Annotated in this window: 16 protein-coding genes; 10 read left to right on the top strand and 6 right to left on the bottom strand. The window is 47.4% G+C overall.

From position 1 onward, the window contains the following. Window positions 1-9 precede the first annotated feature (9 nt). From KCV26_13725 to KCV26_13680, 10 genes are all read left to right on the top strand, one after another. A complete protein-coding gene (locus KCV26_13725; GenBank protein WZX36346.1) occupies window positions 10-927 on the top strand; it encodes an HlyD family efflux transporter periplasmic adaptor subunit in 918 nt (305 codons plus the stop codon). Next, window positions 924-1,826 carry an ABC transporter ATP-binding protein gene (locus tag KCV26_13720; GenBank protein WZX36345.1) on the top strand — a complete coding sequence of 301 codons (903 nt, stop codon included), beginning with the start codon at window positions 924-926 and terminating at the stop codon, window positions 1,824-1,826. The genes KCV26_13725 and KCV26_13720 overlap by 4 nt, the downstream gene beginning before the upstream one ends. A 3-nt stretch (window positions 1,827-1,829) precedes the next feature. Further along, on the top strand, window positions 1,830-2,579 hold the full coding sequence (locus tag KCV26_13715; GenBank protein ID WZX36344.1) for an ABC transporter ATP-binding protein: 750 nt from the start codon (window positions 1,830-1,832) through the stop codon (window positions 2,577-2,579). Between the two features lie 12 nt (window positions 2,580-2,591). Beyond that, window positions 2,592-3,695 (top strand): ABC transporter permease, encoded by a 1,104-nt coding sequence (locus tag KCV26_13710; protein ID WZX36343.1) that lies wholly within the window; start codon window positions 2,592-2,594, stop codon window positions 3,693-3,695. Between the two features lie 14 nt (window positions 3,696-3,709). Continuing rightward, window positions 3,710-4,828, top strand: coding sequence for an ABC transporter permease (locus KCV26_13705; GenBank protein WZX36342.1), 1,119 nt, complete (start codon window positions 3,710-3,712; stop codon window positions 4,826-4,828). A 54-nt stretch (window positions 4,829-4,882) separates the two neighbouring features. After that, complete coding sequence (locus KCV26_13700; GenBank protein ID WZX36341.1) at window positions 4,883-5,476, top strand: hypothetical protein; 594 nt, start codon at window positions 4,883-4,885, stop codon at window positions 5,474-5,476. A gap of 24 nt (window positions 5,477-5,500) precedes the next feature. Beyond that, entirely contained in the window at window positions 5,501-6,166 is a 666-nt protein-coding gene (queC, locus tag KCV26_13695) for a 7-cyano-7-deazaguanine synthase QueC (protein ID WZX36340.1), read from the top strand. Between the two features lie 87 nt (window positions 6,167-6,253). Next, window positions 6,254-6,874 (top strand): DUF1345 domain-containing protein, encoded by a 621-nt coding sequence (locus KCV26_13690; protein WZX36339.1) that lies wholly within the window; start codon window positions 6,254-6,256, stop codon window positions 6,872-6,874. A gap of 135 nt (window positions 6,875-7,009) precedes the next feature. Continuing rightward, window positions 7,010-7,477, top strand: coding sequence for an NADPH-dependent 7-cyano-7-deazaguanine reductase QueF (gene queF / locus KCV26_13685; GenBank protein WZX36338.1), 468 nt, complete (start codon window positions 7,010-7,012; stop codon window positions 7,475-7,477). Window positions 7,478-7,574: 97 nt separating this feature from the next. Then, entirely contained in the window at window positions 7,575-8,303 is a 729-nt protein-coding gene (locus KCV26_13680; GenBank protein ID WZX38397.1) for a ThuA domain-containing protein, read from the top strand. Window positions 8,304-8,307: 4 nt separating this feature from the next. Here KCV26_13680 and KCV26_13675 read toward each other — a convergent pair whose 3' ends face one another. The 6 genes from KCV26_13675 to KCV26_13650 all read right to left on the bottom strand — a co-directional run bounded on the left by KCV26_13675 (window position 8,308) and on the right by KCV26_13650 (window position 17,281). Next, window positions 8,308-9,087 carry a glycoside hydrolase family 16 protein gene (locus KCV26_13675; GenBank protein WZX38396.1) on the bottom strand — a complete coding sequence of 260 codons (780 nt, stop codon included), beginning with the start codon at window positions 9,085-9,087 and terminating at the stop codon, window positions 8,308-8,310. Between the two features lie 149 nt (window positions 9,088-9,236). After that, complete coding sequence (locus KCV26_13670) at window positions 9,237-9,629, bottom strand: cation transporter (GenBank protein WZX36337.1); 393 nt, start codon at window positions 9,627-9,629, stop codon at window positions 9,237-9,239. A 35-nt stretch (window positions 9,630-9,664) separates the two neighbouring features. Next, window positions 9,665-11,320 (bottom strand): efflux RND transporter periplasmic adaptor subunit, encoded by a 1,656-nt coding sequence (locus KCV26_13665; protein ID WZX36336.1) that lies wholly within the window; start codon window positions 11,318-11,320, stop codon window positions 9,665-9,667. Window positions 11,321-11,335: 15 nt separating this feature from the next. After that, entirely contained in the window at window positions 11,336-12,826 is a 1,491-nt protein-coding gene (locus tag KCV26_13660) for a TolC family protein (GenBank protein WZX36335.1), read from the bottom strand. Window positions 12,827-12,839: 13 nt separating this feature from the next. Beyond that, window positions 12,840-16,661, bottom strand: coding sequence for an efflux RND transporter permease subunit (locus tag KCV26_13655; protein ID WZX36334.1), 3,822 nt, complete (start codon window positions 16,659-16,661; stop codon window positions 12,840-12,842). Between the two features lie 161 nt (window positions 16,662-16,822). Beyond that, window positions 16,823-17,281, bottom strand: a complete 459-nt coding sequence (locus KCV26_13650) for a hypothetical protein (GenBank protein ID WZX36333.1) — start codon at window positions 17,279-17,281, stop codon at window positions 16,823-16,825. Window positions 17,282-17,305: the final 24 nt, after the last annotated feature.

Raw genomic sequence — 17,305 nt, 5'->3', positions numbered from 1 at the left:
AGCAACAATATGAAGCCAACAAAACTTTTTATTTTTCCGGTTATACTTTTTCTTCTTGCTTCCTGTTCAGGCAATGACAGCGACTACGACGCCACCGGATCGTTCGAGGCCACAGAAATTATTGTGTCGGCGCAGGGAAGCGGTGAAATTCTGTCGCTGGACATTGCAGAAGGACAAACACTACAAGCCGGAGAAGTTGTGGGGCAGATAGACACCGTGCAACTTTTTCTACAAAAAATGAGCTTGGAGTCAAACATACAGGGTGTCCGGGTGCAACGTCCAAATATCGGTGCGCAAACAGCTGCCATTGAGAAGCAAATTCAAACGTTGCAACGGGAGCGCACCCGTACGCAGAACCTGGTTGAGGCAAACGCGGCAAATAAAAAGCAACTGGACGACATAAACGCTCAAATTGAAGTTTTACAAAAACAATTGTCGGCCCAAACCTCCACCTTACAAAAGAGCAGCGAGAATATATACGCACAAAGCTCCGCCTTGCAGATTCAGGTAGCACAATTGGATGATTTGTTGAAAAAATGCACCATAAAAAGCCCTACTTCGGGTGTAGTGCTCAACAAATACGCCGAACGGGGTGAACTTGCCGGTACGGGATCACCGCTTTTCAAAATCGCCGACATCGACAATATGTACCTACGTGCCTACATCACCAGCGATCAGCTATCTGGCATAAAACTTAACGATTCCGTGACCGTACGTGTGGATGCCGGAGAGGGTGACATGAAATCATACCCCGGTACCGTGTCGTGGATATCCGGAAAATCGGAATTCACGCCCAAAACGATTCAAACCAAAAATGAACGGGCAAACCTGGTGTATGCGATAAAAATTGCTGTAAAGAACGACGGTTTTCTTAAAATTGGCATGTACGGAGAAGTTAAATTCCGGAACCTGGAGGGAAGGCCATGATTACGGCAACAAATTTGCATAAAACGTACGGGAAGGTAACCGCGTTAAACGACCTTTCCTTTTCGGTAAACGACGGAGAAATCTTTGGTGTGATCGGGCCCGACGGTTCGGGGAAAACCACCCTTTTTCGCATTCTAGCCTCATTGTTGTTGCCTGATAGCGGATCTGCCGGAATAAATGGATGGGACTTAGTCAAAGATTTCCGGAAAATTCGTTGCATAATCGGATATATGCCGGGGAGGTTTTCGCTTTATCCGGATTTGAGCGTGGAAGAAAACCTCAAGTTTTTTGCCACCGTTTTCAATACCACCCTGGAGGAGAACTACCCGCTTATCAAGGATATTTACCAACAGATTGAACCTTTTAAGAAACGCCGGGCGGGAGCATTGTCGGGCGGGATGAAACAGAAACTTGCTCTCAGTTGCGCGTTGATACACAAACCCGGAGTACTGATTCTTGACGAACCCACAACCGGTGTGGACCCTGTTTCCCGGAAAGAATTCTGGGATATGCTGGAGCGGTTGAAATCCGAAGGGATAACCGTTTTGGTTTCCACGGCATATATGGACGAGGCAAGCCTATGCGACCGCATTGCGTTAATGCGCGAAGGAAGCTTTATCGCTACCGATACGCCGCAAAACATCATAAACCGTTATACAGAAACCTTGTGGACGGTACAAACTGAAAATTTATCGGCATCGTTGCACGATTTACGGGCGCATCCAAAGGTGAAAACCTGCTTTGCGTTCGGAAATGAACACCATGTTACCGTTCAGCCGGATTTACCGGTCGCCGGGCTTCAATACTATCTAAAAGAAAAAGGGTATTCAAAAGTGCAGATCAATGTTACGACGCCGACTGTGGAGGATTGTTTCATGGCGTTGACAAGTGAAACGTGAAGAATGGAAAGTGATATTGTAATAAATGTCTCGGGATTGACGAAAAAGTTTGGCAACTTCACCGCTGTTGACCGTATCTCCTTCGATGTCCGCAAAGGGGAAGTATTTGGTTTTCTGGGTGCTAACGGCGCCGGGAAGACCACTGCCATGCAGATGCTGTGCGGGATCAGCAAGCCTACATCAGGAAAAGGGACGGTGGCCGGATACGATATCCTGAAAGAAAACGAGAAGATAAAACGCAGCATCGGATATATGAGTCAGCGTTTTTCGTTGTACGAAGACCTGAAAGTATGGGAAAATATACGCCTTTTTGGTGGGATTTACGGGTTGACAGACAAAGAGATAAAAGAAAAAACGGATGAATTGCTTCACCGGTTGAGGTTCGAAAGTGAACGAAACACTTTGGTTAAATCCCTGCCGTTGGGTTGGAAGCAGAAACTCGCTTTTTCGGTAGCTGTTTTTCACACGCCTCAAATTGTTTTTCTTGATGAACCTACCGGCGGAGTCGATCCGGCCATGCGGCGCCAGTTCTGGGAAATGATTTACGAAGCTTCCGACCGTGGGATCACGGTTTTTGTAACCACGCACTACATGGATGAAGCCGAATATTGTCACCGAGTATCGATAATGGTCGACGGAAGAATTGAAACGTTGGACAGCCCCGGCAACCTCAAGGAAATTCATCAGGCGGAAAGCATGGATGAGGTATTCCGGAAGTTGGCCAGAAAAGCGACAAGAATGGATAATGGATAATAGACAATTGATATGAAGCAATTTTTCTCTTTCGTACATAAGGAATTCTACCACATACTCCGTGACGGACGCACCATGCTGATCCTTCTGGGAATGCCGGTTGTGCAGATTTTGTTGTTCGGATTCGCTATCAATATGGAAGTACAACATATCCGTACCGTGGTCTTCGATCCGGCACAAGATGCCGCCACACGCGATATTACCGAACGCCTTATGGCGAATCCCTATTTCCATATGCAGGGATATGTGTACTCGCCCGATGAGATAAACAAGTTGCTGCAACGAGGGGAAACGGATGTGGCCATCGTGTACGAACAAAATTTCAACGAGAACCTTGTCCATTCAAAGAAAGCTCAACTGCAGATCATTGCCGACGCATCCAATCCAAATACGGGAACCATTGTAGCCGGATACGTAACCGCTATCGTTGGCGAGTACCAGCAGGAAATGCTGCGACTCAACAGCATCCCTTATCGGATTGAAGTGGAGAATAAACTGCTTTACAATCCCGAAATGAAATCGGCATACACTTTTGTGCCCGGAATCATGGGATTGGTGCTGATGATAATCTGTGCCATCATGACTTCGATCTCCATCGTCCGGGAAAAGGAGCGCGGTACGATGGAAGTACTTCTGGCATCGCCGCTAAAACCAGGAACGGTACTGATTTCAAAAACGGTCCCTTACTTGGCACTCTCGTTCATCAACCTGATTACCATCCTGTTGTTGTCTTATTTTGTGTTGGATGTTCCTATCCAGGGAAATTTGGCCCTGCTGATTGCCGTATCGGTTCTTTTCATTTTCCTGGCGCTCTCTCTGGGTTTGCTTATTTCTACCCTCGTACAAACACAGGTAACCGCTGTGCTTATCTCGGGAATAGGACTGATGATGCCTACTTTGATCCTGTCAGGAATGATTTTCCCCATTGACAATATGCCTGAACCGTTGCAATGGGCATCATCGGTTGTACCTGCACGTTGGTACATTGCTGCGGTGAAAAAGGTGATGATCGAAGGACTGGGATTTACCCATGTGGCAAAAGAAGTAGGTATCCTTGCCGGGATGGTTGTTTTTCTTATCGGGGCAAGCATTGCGAAAATCAAAAACCGACTTTAAACAATTAAAACAACATGAGTCAACTTAAATACCTCATTGAGAAAGAGTTCAAGCAGATCAGCAGGAATGCGATCATACCCAAGATGATCGTGCTGTATCCGGTTTTGGTACTGTTGATCTTTCCGTGGGCGATTAATTTTGAAGTGAAGAACATACAAATCAACGTGGTGGACAATGCCAGAAGTGTCTACTCCCAACGGTTGATAAACAAAATAGATGCATCAGCTTATTTTATTCTTACGGGTGTATCCACCCGTTACAACGATGCCATTAGCGATATAGAGAAAGAAAAGGCGGATATTGTCTTGGAAATTCCCGCTTCATTCGACACCGATATGGTGAAGGAGCGACGTGCTAAGGTAATGATTTCAGCAAACGCTGTAAACAGTACACAGGGGTTGTTGGGGAACAATTACCTGACGCAGATTATCAATGATTATTCGCAGGAACTTCGTACTGAACTCTTTCCGGCATCCGAACTGTCGGATGCATCGCACATTGATGCCGTAACCGATTACCGTTACAACAAACGCCTCGATTACAAAACCTTTATGCTGCCGGCGTTTATTGTGCTCATGATGACGCTGATATGCGGTATTTTGCCTTCACTGAACATCGTGATTGAAAAAGAGACCGGCACCATCCAGCAGATCAACGCCACGCCGGTGAGTAAATTTAATTTTATTCTGGCAAAGCTTATTCCGTACTGGATTATCGGGCTTGTTATCCTGACCCTGTCGTTCTTGGTCACGTGGGTGATTTACGGATTGCTTCCGTCGGGAAGTTTTGCCACGCTGTATATCTCCGCCGTTGTTTTCCTGCTGGGGATTACCGGATTGGGAATCATCATTTCCAACTATTCCGACACGTTACAGCAGTCGATGTTTCTGGTTATGTTTTTTATTCTGATCATTATCCTGCTCAGCGGGATGTTCACCCCTGTTTCCGCCATGCCCGGGTGGGCACAGGCTGTCGCTTATGCCAATCCCCTCACCTACTTCATCGAGATCATGCGGCTCGTATATCTGAAGGGCAGTGCATTGCCCGATCTTTTTAAGCCGTTGATGTGGCTAACCGGGTTTGCGGTGTTCTTCAATACGTGGGCGGTATTGAGTTATAAAAAACGTGGCTGAATAATTGAGAATAGGCTATTGAAACAAAAGTGCAAGAAAAGTGTTATTAAAAATATGAAACAAAACATTTCCACAATCGTTATTCTTGCCGTAGTCCTGTTAACGGGAGCGGCCTGTAACCGACAAGCAAAAGAAGCTGCCGGCGGTATTCAACAGCCTCCTAAGACAACTGTTGAAAAAACGGAGCAACTTTCGAAAAACCTTCACGACAAATTAATGTCGTCCTTCAGCCCCAACTGGGAAATGGAGGAACCGGCAGCAACCGACTACCCTCCATACTACGGTGGCTCTTTTATCGACAACGATGGAAAATTTGTGATCTGTGTGGTGGGGAATCCGGAACAGTACCGTCCGGTATTAGCCTCGATTCTTGGAACTGATGATTTTCTGACTGAACCCTGTACCTATTCTTACCGTGAAATGATGCAGGTGATGGATCGTATCGACCAGTTCCTCAGCAATTCGTCCGTCCCGGCCGACCATCCCTTTCTAACCCGTTTTGCCGGTGCCGGTGCCGACGTTTTTGAGAACAGGGTGGTTGTTCAGTTGACGGAAATGAATGATGACGCCATACAATCCTTCAAAAAAGACATTTCCAATTCTCCGGCCGTTAAATTTGAAAAGGGAGAGGCGCCGGTTTTGATGTAAGAATGAAAAGAAACCCTACTAAAAATGACAGATTACAAAAATGAAGATGCACTTGTCCTTTTTTCAGGAGGACAAGATTCTACCACCTGCCTGTTTTGGGCAAAACAAACTTTTAGAAACGTTGAAGCGTTGTGCTTTTCCTACGGACAACGGCATTCGCTGGAAGTAGAGGTTGCCCGGAACATTGCCGAAATAGCCGGTGTGTCGTTTCAGCTGCTCGATGCTTCCGTTATCTCCCACCTATCGCCCAATTCGTTAACAGACGCGTCCATTGTTATGGATGAAGAACAACCTGCCGGTTCATATCCCAATACGTTTGTGCCGGGACGAAACATGTTATTTATCACATTTGCGGCAGCTGTCGCTTATGCAAAAAACATCAAGCATCTGGTAACAGGCGTTTCCGAGGCTGATTACAGCGGATACCCCGATTGCAGGGACACGTTTATCCATTCGTTAAACGCAACGATAAACCTTGCTATGGATAAGCATTTTGTCATCCACACCCCACTGATGCACCGGGATAAAGCAAAAGTATGGGCACTTGCCGACGATCTAGGGGTCTTTGATATCGTAAAAAATGAAACACTTACTTGCTACAACGGAATTAAAGCCGGGGGGTGCGGACACTGCCCCGCATGTAAGTTACGCAACCGGGGATTACAGGAATATCTTGCGGATAGAAAGTAAAACTTACCGTGTACACAAAAATGCGCCATGAAACCAGCCTGTAAATTCGTAAGCTTTTTCTTGGAAATTACTCATATTACTCGGTTTTTGATCAGTTTGTTCATTACCGGTGGTGCCTTTTTTCTGATAGAAAGAGAGGTCCCCGTTCTTTTTCGCTTAATGATTGCCTGGATTATTTTTTCGTGTGTTTTTCTAATCCTCAGTTGGATGGTTATCTTTTTGCGTCAGGTAGATCAGATTAAGAAAAAAGCGGTGGAAGATGACGGGAGTACAATATTTGTGTTCTTCATGGTGATCATCTCTTCTTTTACCAATATTTTTATCGTTCTGTTGTTGATGATGTCCAAGGATCAAACATTCATGGAAAACCCTTTTTTCGTTCCTCTTAATGTGGCAGGTATCCTTTTGAGTTGGGCGATGATGCATACGATTTATGTCTTTCATTACGCTCATGAATATTACAATGGAACGGGAATTAAAGGCGAACGATTTACGGGAGGTCTGGACTTTCCTTCAGAGAAAAACCCCGATTATATGGACTTTGCGTATTTCTCTTTTGTGATGGGCTCTACCTTTCAGGTTTCCGATGTTTCTATTGTTTCGAAGAGAATACGCCGTATTGCACTGGTGCATGGAGTCCTGTCTTTTTTGTTCAACACTTTTGTTGTGGCTCTTACCATTAACATTATTGCGGGACTCATGAAGTGACCGTATTATCAGAAACGCTTAAATAATAGGAGAACGGCGGATCGGATTTTCTCTTCTACAGAAAAACAGGAGAATATTTTATTTGTATTTTTTTTCGTATTATATTTGAAGAATAATCGACTTACAATTGAAATTATGTCTCAAACCGAAAACTTAAGCCTTCTCGGCAAAAAAACAGCATACAAGCAAGATTACGCTCCCGAGGTATTGGAAGCTTTTGAAAACAAGCACCAAAGTAACGATTACTGGGTTACCTTTGATTGTCCCGAGTTCACGAGTTTATGTCCCATAACAGGACAACCCGACTTCGCCACCATACGGATCGATTATATTCCCGACGTAAAAATGGTAGAGAGCAAATCGTTAAAGATCTATCTGTTCAGTTTTCGCAATCACGGTGCTTTTCACGAGGATTGTGTCAACATCATTATGAAAGACCTCATCGGGTTGATGGATCCGAAGTATATTGAAGTTACCGGAGTTTTTACTCCCCGCGGCGGCATCAGCATTTATCCGTATGTCAACTACGGCCGTTCCGGTACCCGATACGAGAGATTGGCTGAGGAAAGACTGTTTAACCATTCGTTTCCCCTAAATACCTGAAAATATGAAAAAGTTATCGCGTCGCAAATTTATCCAGGCATCCGTTGCGCTGGGAGCCGGATCTGTTTTACTGCCTGAGAATGTACTTGCACAGGGAATGATCCTCAATGCGGAGAGGGAGAGCACGGTTTTAAAAGGCAAGAAAGTTTTGTATGTTTATGGGGGCTGGGATGGCCATGAACCCCGGCAGTCCGTCGACATCTTCGTGCCGTGGCTCCGAGCTGAAGGTGCGGAGGTAATTGTTTCCGATAAACTGGATACGTATGCCGACAAGGAACTGATGGAGTCCCTTGATCTTATCGTTCAGGTTGTCACGATGGCCAAAATAACGCAGGAGCAGGAAAAAGGGCTGCTGGAAGCGGTTAAGGCAGGATGCGGTTTTGCCGGATGGCACGGAGGAATCGGGGATTCTTTCCGGGAAAATACGGAATATCAGTTTATGGTTGGCGGACAATGGGTGGCTCATCCCGGCGGAATTATCGATTACCGGGTGAAGATTACCGATCATAAGGATGGAGTTACCCGGGGATTGAACGATTTTGACATGCACTCCGAACAGTATTTCGTACACGTCGATCCCAACGTGAAAGTGCTTGCCACAACGACTTTTACTGGAGAGCATTCCTCATGGATTGATGGATGTGTTGTTCCTGTTGCGTGGAAAAAGTACTACGGGACCGGACGAGTTTTTTACTCCTCCCTGGGGCACGTAATGAGTGACTTTAACGTTCTGCAGGCCCTGGAGATTCAAAAGAGGGGAATCCGATGGGCGGCCGAAAGCAAATACCGGCCGAAAGAACAATGGGTCAGTCCCGTGTATAAGTAACGGCTTAATTTTTCTTAGGCTCGTAATAGCGTACCCAGTCGATATACATCTCTACGGGTAGCTCCGCCGGATTGACAGCCCCTACCCAACTGCCGCCCAGCTGCATGTCGAGCAACAGGTAGAACTCCTGGTCAGCAAATGGAAATTGCCCTTCCTGAGAAGTTGTAATCCGCGGATAATTTTTTGTCCGGGTGCCGTTCACATAGAAAACCAGGCTGTCCGGGTATTTTTCAAGGGCGTATACGTTGTAGGTATCGGGATTCATACCCACAATGGAACTGGCTGGCGGATTAACCCGTAAACTGTCGGTTTGTGTATACCTGGAATGTACGGTTTGATAAATAAGCTTGTCGTGGCTTAACCTTTCCATAATGTCTATTTCACCTCCATCGGGCCATTTCCCTTCTTTCGGGAGCATCCAGAATGCAGGCCAGGCACCTTTAGCAGGATTTAATTTTGCCTTTATCTCCAAACGACCCAGTCCGAATGTCCGTTTGTCTTTGGTATAAACCCCGCCCGTCAGAAAAGGAGCCGTATCGTTGGGTAAAACGTGGTTCTGGATACCCCTCAGCACCAGGTTACCGTCTTTCATAACATACAGTCCGTCGTAATCGCTCATGTAATTGTTCCAATCGCTTTTTCCCCGGGGAATTTTAGACCATTGGGTAGTATCCAGTTGTTTCCCTTTGAAATCGTCTTCCCAGACCAGTGTCCATTTATCATTTTTCGGATCGCTTTTTTTTTGTTCCGAACAAGCGGAAAGATTCAACAATAGGGCCGGCATGAGAACCAGCAAAAAAGAGTTTTTCATTATTTCGTGATTTTAATTGTCTACAAATGTAAGAAAAATAAAACAGTTAACCGGAAACCAAAACACCCGATTTTGCAGCGTTTTGCAAAACCGGGTGTTTTTACAACGATTAATCCCGTTTCTCACGGTTCCCTGTATTTGCAACAAGCGGGCAAAGCGTTATAGACCTCGTCAGGTGCTTTGTCCTTGTCTGTATCGTGTCCAGCTGCGGCAATAGCCTTACTGATAGTCTCAATACTGGTTTTGTCGGGATCAAAATTCAGATGGAGTTCTTGCTTTTCCATATCCCAGCTTGCAAAAGTGACGTTTTCCACACTCTTTGCTGCCTTCTCGATACGATCCTTGCACATTTCACAACTTCCCTTTACGCCAAGCATGGCATGCTCTTCGTTGACCGTTCCGGGTGTCATCTCTATGTGCTCTCTCTGCGTTTTATTTTCTTTGGAGGTTCCTGAATTGCAGGAAATGAACAATAATCCGCTCAGTGCAAATGTCACTAAAATTTTTGTTTTCATTTTTGTTTTCACTTTTTGGTTTGTAAATCTGATTATTAATCTCTGTACTTGCAGCAAGAAGGTAACGCATCATATGTAGCCTTGTCTGCTTTGTATTTATCGGTATCGTGCCCGGCTTTGGCAATGGCTTTGCTAACAGCATCGACCGATGTTTTGGCCGGATCAAAATCAAGATGTAGTTGTTTTGTATTTAAATTCCAACTGGCAGTATTAACTCCAATAACTGATTTCGCAGCTTTTTCTATACGATCTTTACACATTTCACACAATCCCTGCACCGCCAGCATCGCATGTTCACTGCCCGAAGCGGCGGCCTGCATGTTATGACCCTCATAACCCGTAGCTGGTGCCGTGGTTGCAGGAGTGGATCCATTCATTGTATGTCCTTCATGCCCCATAACGGCCCGGCCCACTTCATCGTTCATCATGCTTCGTTTTCCAGCCAGTTGAGCACTGGCATCGATGGTAAAGGTGCCGTTAGTCACGATTTCATCCCCCTCGTTGAGGCCGGACAGAACCACGTAGGCATCTCCCAGCGATGGCCCAACTTCTATTTCCCGGAGCAGGAACGCCGGCGTTTCCGTATCCGGCTGCTTCACATAGACGATGGATCGTTTCCCGGTCCAAAGAATAGCCGACTTGGGTACAACAATTTCATTGTTATATTGTTTCAGCGGTGCACGGATGAAGGCATTGGCATACATCTCCGGTTTCAGTTCCATGCGGGGGTTGGCTGTCTCTACCCGCACCTTTGCTGTCCGCGTGGACGGATCGAGGATAGGATTGATAAAGGAGATTTTTCCCGAGAATGTTTTGCCTGGCAACGACTGGAGTGTATATTCCAGCCGGTCGCCCACTTTCAGGAAAGGGAGGTCCGATTCGTACGCATCGAACAGGGCCCAGACCTGTGATAAGTTGGCTACATCAAAGAGCACAGTACCGGTATTTACATAGTCACCCTGGTTCACTTTCTTTGCCATCACGACTCCACTTGTGGTGGCAGTCACATTGATCAGCGGAGAGACCTCGCCCGATTGTTCAATGCGCGCAATCTGTTCATCCGTCAGCTTCCATAGCCGCATTTTTTCCCGTACTGCCTGTAATAGTGCAGGCTGAAGGTCTTTCATTTTTACCGCCTCAATCAGTTCCTGCTGGGCATTTAACAACTCAGGGGAGTAGATGGTGGCGATGGGTTGTCCGCGGCGTACACTTTCGCCGGTGAAAGAGACATACAGCCTTTCGATGCGTCCGCTCACGTGCGATGTTTGCGATTGAGAAAGCCGCTCATCCACTTGGATGGTACCGTAAAGCTGCACTTCCTTCACCGGATTTTGTTTGCTTACGATCGTGGTTTGCACATTGGCTAGTGCAGCCGCTTCAACGGAGAGCTGAATAGCATCCGGATCGACGGAGATATCGCCCGATCCGTTGGTTTGCAAAGGAATCAGGTCCATTCCGCAAATGGGGCAATCACCGGGTTCTTCCATCCTTATCTGTGGATGCATGGAGCAAGTCCAAACTGAGGAATCCTCTCCGTGATCATGGTCATGATGGCCGACCGGAGATGTTACATCTCCGCCGGAAGGGCTACCGGAGAAAATTAGCCAGCCGAGAAATAATCCGGCCAGCAGGATCAGCCCGTACCTGAGGTAAGGGCGATGGAGAATTTCTTGTATTTTATGCTTATTCATAATGATTGTCTTGAGTTAATTGTTGGATGTTTGAAAAGAACGCAATTTCCGGATGGAAGCCACCTTTGTGTTGTATTCGGCAATGGCTTCAGCTTGTCGCAACCGGTAATCTAACAGTTGCCGTTGAACCTGGATCACGTTGGTAAGATCACTTTTTGCTGAGACAAACTCCTGTACCACCAGTTGATAGGCTGTCAGCGCCAGTTGTTCCTGTTTCCGGTAAAGCGCGATCTTTCGCTCCGCATCATCGAGCTGGTGTTTCAGCCGTAACAAGTCGGATTGAAGTGTGTTCAGCGTGTTTCGGTACTTTTCCCGGGCTGCCTGCTGCATAAACCGGCTTTCCCGTTGTTGTGCCTTGTATTTGTTCCGGTAAATGGGAAGGGTGATGGAAATCATGGGCATGACCATGTCCATACCGCTCATGCCGTTGTCCATTCCCTGATCCATCGGTGTTGCAGCGTTTTTGCCGATCAGCATGTACTGCAGCCCGATGCCAAACATGGGATAACTCATTTTTTTTTCCATCTCACCTTTTGCCCGGAAAACCTGTTCCTCTTCCATCAACATACCTAGCATAGGGTTTTGGTTTTCAATCTCTCCCTGAGAAACGGCCTCATCAAAAAGAAAGGAAACTTTTGCTATGGAATCGGGCAGGGTTACTTCAAGACCTGTGGGACGGCTTAATAACGCGTTGAATCTGGCTTTTTCAGCTGCAATCTCCGAAAGAATGCTTTCAATATTATTTTCGATTTCAACTACTTCCAGTTGTACACGGAGCACATCCGACATGCCTGGGGCAATGCTACCCATACCTGAAGACATACTACCTCCTGAACCGCTCATACTGGACATAGAGGAAGAGGAGGTACCGGAAGAAGTTGTGGATCCCCCCATCGAACCCATCCCCGCCATGCCACCGCCAGTTGGTGATGAGCTGCTGCTTTTTGTCGCCGGAGAAGGAGCAGGTACAGAATAACCTGAAGTAGAACCACTGAACGGAGAGGATACTTTGCGAAGGGCAAGCTCTTCGAGTTGTTTCAACAGTTGCAGATTCTCACGGTTGTTATTGAGCTGTTCCACCAGTGTAGAAAGAACGTACCACTGGGTATATACCTCCAAGTAAAGGTTGTCGCGTGTCTCCCTGAATTGTTCATACGCCATCCTCGCCATATGGGTGGCTTCGGTCTGTGCCGTCTTTTTGGTTCCAAACCAGGGGAACATCTGCATGAGGGTAAAATCGGCGATCTGCCGCCCACCCACAATGTCCATCGGCTTAAGAAAAAAACCGATATCCAGCTCCGGATCGGGCCAAGAACCGGCCTGCGGCACTTTTTCAAGTGAAGCTTTGTAAGTCAGGAAGTCAGCATTCAGCCCCGGATTATTCCTGCCGGCGACTTCAAGGTAGTGGCTGAGCGAATCCGTTTCCTGTGCGAAGATGGATATTATGCTCCAGGTAATCGCCACGGTTGCGGTAAGAAAAAGTCTTAATCTTATGTTGTGTTGCATAATGTTTTGTATTTTATTCGTTGATATGTCCCTGTTTTCTGATAGCCCATTCCCTCCACATGCATTGCAATACGGGGACGATGAAAATCGTCATCGTCTGGATCAACATGCCTCCGAATGTGGGTATTGACATGGGTACCATGATGTCCGATCCCCTTCCCGTAGAGGTCAGAATCGGCAGCAGTGCGATGAGTGTGACGGAAGTGGTCATGGCAGCGGGGCGAACCCGGCGCAGCCCGGCAAACACCACTGCCTCCCTGATTTCTTCCTTTGTCTGCGGGTTCCGCTCCAGGAACGTGTCGTGAATGAATGATCCCATCAACACGCCATCACTGGTGGAAATACCGAACAGGGCAATAAAGCCAACCCATACCGCGATACTCAGGTTGATGGGATGTATCTGAAAAACATCGCGCAAGTTAACATCACCCAGGTTGATGTCCAGGAACCAGGGTTGCCCGTAAAGCCACAACAAGATGAATCCACCCGCGAATGCTACAAATACGCCGGAGAAATGGATAAAAGCTGCGGTGAACGATTTAAACTGAAAATGAAGGATCAGTATTATCAGTACCAGACAGGCAGGAATCAGTATGGAAAGACGTTTCGCTGCACGTGCCTGTTGCTCGTAGTTTCCCGCGAAATGGTAGGAAACCCCTTTTGGAAGTTCCAGTTCCCCGGTTCTTATTTTCTCCTGAAGTACCCTCCGGGCTTCCTGTACCACATCTACCTCGGCCTTGTCAGCTACCTTGTCGAAGATCACATACCCTATCAGGAAGGTATTCTCGCTTTGGATCATCTGCGCACCCCGAGTGTAAGTGATATCGGCCACATCACCCAGCGGAATCTGTGCACCGGTTGCGGTCGGCACGATGATACGTGCCAGCTCCTCGGGATTTTCCCGCAGTTCACGGGGGTAGCGCAGCCTTACCGGAAAGCGTTCGCGCCCTTCTACCGTGGTAGTCAGCGGCATTCCGCCGACGGCCGCGCCGATTACGTCCTGCAGGTCGGCTACAGTAAGGCCGTAACGGGCCATATGCTGCCTGTTCAGGTTGATTTCAATATAGGGAGCACCCACAGCGCGGTCGTAAAACACGGTAGAGGGCAAGACGGAAGGTACGTCTTTCAATGCCTCTTCTAGTGCTTTACCCCCTTGTTCGATGGCCTCCAGGTTAGGCCCCGACACCTTTACGCCCATGGGGGCGCGCATGCCCGTAGACAGCATCACGGTACGTGCTTCGATGGGTTGCAGTTTCGGAGCCGAGGTGAGCCCGGGTATGTGGGATACATTGATGATCTCTTTCCAGATATCGTCCTCGTTTTTGATTTCCGGGCGCCATTGCCTGAAGTACTCTCCTCCCCTGTCTGCAACCAGGCTGTCGGCTGGTATCAGCCTGAATCCGTCCTTGGGATTGTAGGTGGATTGATCGATCAGGACATAGGCACCGTCGCGGTTGACTTTGAAGCGTTGGCGATGGCCGTCCTGATCGACAATAAACTCGGGACGGTAATTGATGGTATTTTCGAACATCTGTGTCGGTGCCGGGTCGAGAGCCGAATTGACACGTCCCCATTTCCCCACGGTCATCTCCACCTCTGGAATATTGCTGATACGCTTATCCAGCGTTTCAATATATTGCAGATTCTGCTCGATACCGGTATGGGGCATGCTGGTCGGCATCAGCAGGAAAGATCCTTCGTTCAGGCTGGGCATGAATTCTTCTCCGATACCGGGAAAAGTACGGTTGGCCGCCTGCCATACCCCGGTCTGCCGGAACGATTTCCAGCCTACTGTTTCAAAACCTTTGGCCACAAACCCAAAAAGCGAATCGAAGCCAAACCAGATCGTCACACCCAAAAGTAACGTGAGTGCGGGGAGGATCATAAACTTCCAGCGATTGGCCAGACACCAGCGGATCAGGAATTCGTAATTTGAAATCAGGGTCTCGAAAAAGGCCAGGATCAGAGCGATGCTGACTATCACAACAATGAAATTCACGACAAAACCACTGTGAGGACCTACAGGCATCCATTCTGAAGTAAGCAGGTATAGGGCTGCCAGAACGGCAATAGCCGCACTGATATAGGTGGTTGTCTTGGTATTTTTCCATTTGTGAGCAAGCAGGTTGCTGAACCCGAAAAGGGAAATGAAAAGCACCAGGAATGTGCCCGAGAAGGCGTACCACACAATACCGCCCACAATAAGCAAGACATTGAACACCCTCTTCACTTTCTTTGAAGAGAGACCGATTGAAAAAACGTAATAGGCCAGGGTCGGCACTACAGTCATACCCAGCACGAGTGCACTCACCAGGGTGATGGTCTTTGTGTAGGCCAACGGCTTGAAGAGCTTACCTTCCTGAGCTTCCAGGAAGAAAACGGGGATAAAACTGACAATGGTGGTCAGCATGGCTACGATTGTGGGTACCGATACCTCGCTGACACTCCTGTAAATCAGGTCCACAAATGCCTGACCTTTCGTGATTCCCTTGTTTGCCGGCTTCTCCATATGTTGAATGATGTTTTCCACAAACACCACACCGATGTCGACCATCACACCTACGGCAATGGCAATACCGGAAAGGGCGACAATGTTGGCGTCGATCCGCAGGAGACGCATGACAATAAAAGTAAGCAATACCGTCAGGGGCAATAATCCGGATACAATAAACGAAGCTTTTAGGCTCATAAGAATGACAATGATCACGATGACGCTGATTAGGATCTCATGCGATAAATCTTCCTGTAGGGTGCCGATAGTCTCCTGGATCAGGCCTGAACGATCATAGAACGGAACCACCGTCACTTTGGTTACAGTCCCGTCGGCCAGGGTCTTTTGCGGAAGTCCCGACTCCATCTCTTCGATTTTTGCCTTCACGTTGTTGATCACATGAAGCGGGTTGGATCCGTAACGGGCCACCACCACACCGCCCACGGCTTCCACTCCTTCCTTGTCGAGCCCTCCGCGCCGGGTAGCGGGCCCCAGTGTGACAAAGGCCACATCCTTTATTTTTACCGGCACGCCATTCCGGACGGTTATTACCGCTTCTTCAAGGTCAGACACATGCCTGATGTATCCCAGCCCTCGGACCAGGTACTCCACCTTATTGATCTCGGCCGTTTCAGCACCAATGTCCAGGTTACTCTTTTGTACGGCAGTCATCACATCCATGATGGTGATGTTATAGGCCCGGAGTGCGTTGGGATTCACCTCCACCTGGTACTCTTTCACAAAACCTCCGACGGAGGCGACTTCGGCTACTCCTTCGGCTGAGGAAAGCGTGTACTTGGCATAGAAATCCTGTACCGTCCGCAGCTCTTCCGGATCCCAGCCTCCCGTAGGCTCTCCCGTCTCCGGATTCCGCCCTTCGAGAGTATACCAGAATATCTGCCCCAGTGCGGTCGCATCAGGGCCAAGGCCGGGTTGGACACCGTCGGGTAACGTTCCGGGCGGGAGTGAATTGAGTTTTTCCAATATCCGGGAGCGGCTCCAGTAAAATTCGATATTTTCTTCGAAGATGATGTAGATAAACGACATCCCGAACATGGAGGTACTTCGGATGGTTTTCACTCCCGGGATACCCAGCAGTGAAGTGGTTAGCGGATAGGTAATCTGCTCCTGTATATCTTTGGGTGAACGCCCCATCCATTCAGTGGCCACAATCTGTTGATTGTCACCCAGGTCGGGAATGGCATCCACCGGTATGGGGTCGCGCGGCAGCAGGCTTTTCCAGTTAAACGGTGCCGTGGATATCCCCCATGCAATGATGACAACAAGCAGTAACAGGGTAATTAACCTATTATTCAGAAAATGCTTGATTATTTTGTTTAGCATAATGATTTTATTCAATTGTTGAACAACTTATTTTATCTGTTGGTAAATAAAAGTATGCGCAGTATTTTTCAAAGTCAATACCCATGGGTATGAAAACATGAAAAATGCACATAAGTGTCCTGTCAATAACCGGTAATTGCGATCATTGACAATCGAAAAAATCAAATGCGGTAGATGCAGATGTAATCGCGGATACTTACATCTTGCAGAAAAAGCCCTTTGGGCGGAAAGTCATTTTGAAGTAAAAGGGTATTGGGTTCGGCAATTGTCCCCCCAAGCAGGTTATACAGGGTAAGCCATACATTTTCAAACGTGAGGGACAATTTATCTGAATTAAACTCCTGTATTTGTTTCTGATAATCGTCTGTTGCAACCTGAATGGTTTCAAAGTCGCAGCAATCATCCAGGGCTTTATTCAAACTGCAATTCGGATTGTCAGAAGAATGGGTTCCGCAGCAGGAGTGTCCTTTTGTTCCCGGCTGGCAGCACGACGACTCGTCGTTACTAGCAAACAACCCCCAGGAATACAACTCTCCTTCACAGAAATGCATGGCTATAACCGGTTGAACAGCAACCAGCGCCATGATATTCAGTAAAAATAGAGCCAACCCTTTTTTCATTTTAGTTCCTTCAATTATTATGGT

The sequence above is a fragment of the Petrimonas sulfuriphila genome, assembly GCA_038561985.1.
Lineage (GTDB): Bacteria > Bacteroidota > Bacteroidia > Bacteroidales > Dysgonomonadaceae > Petrimonas > Petrimonas sulfuriphila.
Note: the sequence above shows the minus strand (reverse complement) of the source record. Positions and strands in the feature narration are given on the sequence as shown.

Coding starts and splice junctions, on each gene's coding strand:
- KCV26_13725 (WZX36346.1), top strand. CDS start 10: ATGAAGCCAACAAAACTTTTTATTTTTCCGGTTATACTTTTTCTTCTT.
- KCV26_13720 (WZX36345.1), top strand. CDS start 924: ATGATTACGGCAACAAATTTGCATAAAACGTACGGGAAGGTAACCGCG.
- KCV26_13715 (WZX36344.1), top strand. CDS start 1,830: ATGGAAAGTGATATTGTAATAAATGTCTCGGGATTGACGAAAAAGTTT.
- KCV26_13710 (WZX36343.1), top strand. CDS start 2,592: ATGAAGCAATTTTTCTCTTTCGTACATAAGGAATTCTACCACATACTC.
- KCV26_13705 (WZX36342.1), top strand. CDS start 3,710: ATGAGTCAACTTAAATACCTCATTGAGAAAGAGTTCAAGCAGATCAGC.
- KCV26_13700 (WZX36341.1), top strand. CDS start 4,883: ATGAAACAAAACATTTCCACAATCGTTATTCTTGCCGTAGTCCTGTTA.
- queC (WZX36340.1), top strand. CDS start 5,501: ATGACAGATTACAAAAATGAAGATGCACTTGTCCTTTTTTCAGGAGGA.
- queF (WZX36338.1), top strand. CDS start 7,010: ATGTCTCAAACCGAAAACTTAAGCCTTCTCGGCAAAAAAACAGCATAC.
- KCV26_13680 (WZX38397.1), top strand. CDS start 7,575: ATGATCCTCAATGCGGAGAGGGAGAGCACGGTTTTAAAAGGCAAGAAA.
- KCV26_13675 (WZX38396.1), bottom strand. CDS start 9,087: ATGCCGGCCCTATTGTTGAATCTTTCCGCTTGTTCGGAACAAAAAAAA.
- KCV26_13670 (WZX36337.1), bottom strand. CDS start 9,629: ATGAAAACAAAAATTTTAGTGACATTTGCACTGAGCGGATTATTGTTC.
- KCV26_13665 (WZX36336.1), bottom strand. CDS start 11,320: ATGAATAAGCATAAAATACAAGAAATTCTCCATCGCCCTTACCTCAGG.
- KCV26_13660 (WZX36335.1), bottom strand. CDS start 12,826: ATGCAACACAACATAAGATTAAGACTTTTTCTTACCGCAACCGTGGCG.
- KCV26_13655 (WZX36334.1), bottom strand. CDS start 16,661: ATGCTAAACAAAATAATCAAGCATTTTCTGAATAATAGGTTAATTACC.
- KCV26_13650 (WZX36333.1), bottom strand. CDS start 17,281: ATGAAAAAAGGGTTGGCTCTATTTTTACTGAATATCATGGCGCTGGTT.